We start from the raw sequence: 1,761 nt of genomic DNA on the forward strand, positions 1-1,761 counted from the left end.
CCGTACGGGCCGGCCGCCCGGCGGCCGAGGTGCTCCAGGCCTGGCGCACGGCCACGGAGCCGCGCCTGCTCCCGGCCCGGCGGTCTGCCGTGGGGAAGCGCCCGCCCGCCCTCCGGGGCGGCCACCCCCTCGCCCCCCGGCACGGGCACGTGGCCGTGTGCCCCCTCGCCGTGGCCGCGCGGGGCGGCCACCCGGCCGTGAGGACGCGTCCGCTCGCCGCGCGGGCCGGCCGCCCGGCGGCCGAGGTGCTCCGGGCCTGGCGCACGGCCACGGAGCCGCGCCTGCTCCCGGCCGGGCACCCGGCCCCGAGGACCCTCCCGACCGGCACCCCGTCACCTGAGGCCCACCGATGACCCACCCCCGTCCCCGTAAGCCCCTCTCCCCGCTCCGCCTGACCGCCCCGGCCGCGCCGCTCGCCCGGGCCGGCGCACTCGCCGGGGTCGTCGCCGCCGTCGGCCTGCTGCCCTGGCTGTCCGGAAAGGACCCGGCGCTCAGCCTCCTCCGGGCCCGGTCCGCCGAACAGGCGCCCACGCCCGAGGCGCTCGACGCCATCCGCGCCGACCTCGGCCTCGACGCCGGCCCCTGGGGCCTGCTCACCGGCTGGGCCGGCCGCCTGCTCCACGGGGACCTCGGCGTCTCCTGGGTGTCCGGCACCGAGGTGCTGCCCACGGTCACGGCCGGCCTCGGGGTCTCCCTGACGCTGATGGGCGCGGCCCTCGCCGTCGCGCTCCTCGTCGCCGTGCTCGTCGCCGCCCCCGTGCTCCTGCGGGGCCGGGCCACCACGGGCACGGTCGCCGCGATGCTGACCTCGCTCCCCGAGTTCCTCCTCTCCCTCGGCCTGCTCGTCGTCGCCGGGGTCTGGCTCCGCCTGTTCCCCACCTCCGGCTGGGCCGGCCCCGCCCACCTGGTGCTGCCCGCGCTCGCCCTCGGCGTCCCCGCCGGGGCGCTGCTCGGCCGGCTCGTCGCCGACGCGCTCCCCGCCGTCCTGGACGAACCGTGGGCCGAACTGTGGCGCGGCGCCGGCACCAGCCGGCGCCGGATCACCACCGCCGCCCTCCGCCGCGCCCTGCCGGCGCTCGTCCCGCAGGCCGCCCTGGTGGTCGTCGGCCTGACCGGCGGCGCCGTCGCCGTCGAAACCGTCTTCGCCGTCCCCGGCCTCGGCCGTACGGCCCTGGGCGCGGCCACCTCCCAGGACCTCCCGCTGCTCCAGGGCTGCGTCCTCGCCCTCCTGGGCCTGGGCCTGCTCACCGGCGCCGCCGCCACCCTCGTACGCCGGCGCCTCCTCGGACCGGCACTGCGCGCATCCGGCCTGAGCCTGCCGCCGCCGCGCCCGGCGCGCGCCTCCGCCCGCGTGCCGCTGATCCTGGCGGCGGTCCTCGCCACGGTCATCGGCTGGGGCCTGCTCCGCGACCCGTACGCCGTCGACCTCGCGTCCCGGCTCGCCGGCCCGTCCGCCGCGCACCCGCTCGGCGCCGACGCCCTCGGCCGCGACGTCCTCGCCCGGCTCGGCCACGGCGCCGCCGCGACCGTCGGCACAGCCGTCGCCGTCACCGCGCTGAGCTGGCTGGTCGCCCTCGTCCTCGGGTTCCTGCCGGGTACGGCGGCGGGCCTCGCCGACATCGCCAACGCCCTGCCCCCGGTGATCACCGGCCTTCTCGTCGCGGCCGTCACCGGCCCCGGCACGGGAGCGGCCGCGCTCGCGGTGACCCTGGTGTCCTGGCCGCCGCTGGCCGCCCACGCCGCCGCCCTCGCCGAGGAGAT

1 protein-coding gene and 1 pseudogene are annotated in these 1,761 nt (G+C 80.7%); both read left to right on the forward strand.

The annotated features are described in order from the left end of the window. A pseudogene (locus tag RIF68_RS35840) lies at window positions 1-353 on the forward strand (hypothetical protein); the annotation flags it as partial. Beyond that, window positions 350-1,761 (forward strand): ABC transporter permease subunit (locus RIF68_RS35845; protein ID WP_309055815.1); only part of this gene is annotated, 1,412 nt, incomplete at its 3' end. The pseudogene RIF68_RS35840 and the gene RIF68_RS35845, both read left to right, overlap by 4 nt.

Source organism: Streptomyces sp. (assembly GCF_031178505.1).
GTDB classification, from domain to species: Bacteria; Actinomycetota; Actinomycetes; order Streptomycetales; family Streptomycetaceae; genus Streptomyces; species Streptomyces gulbargensis.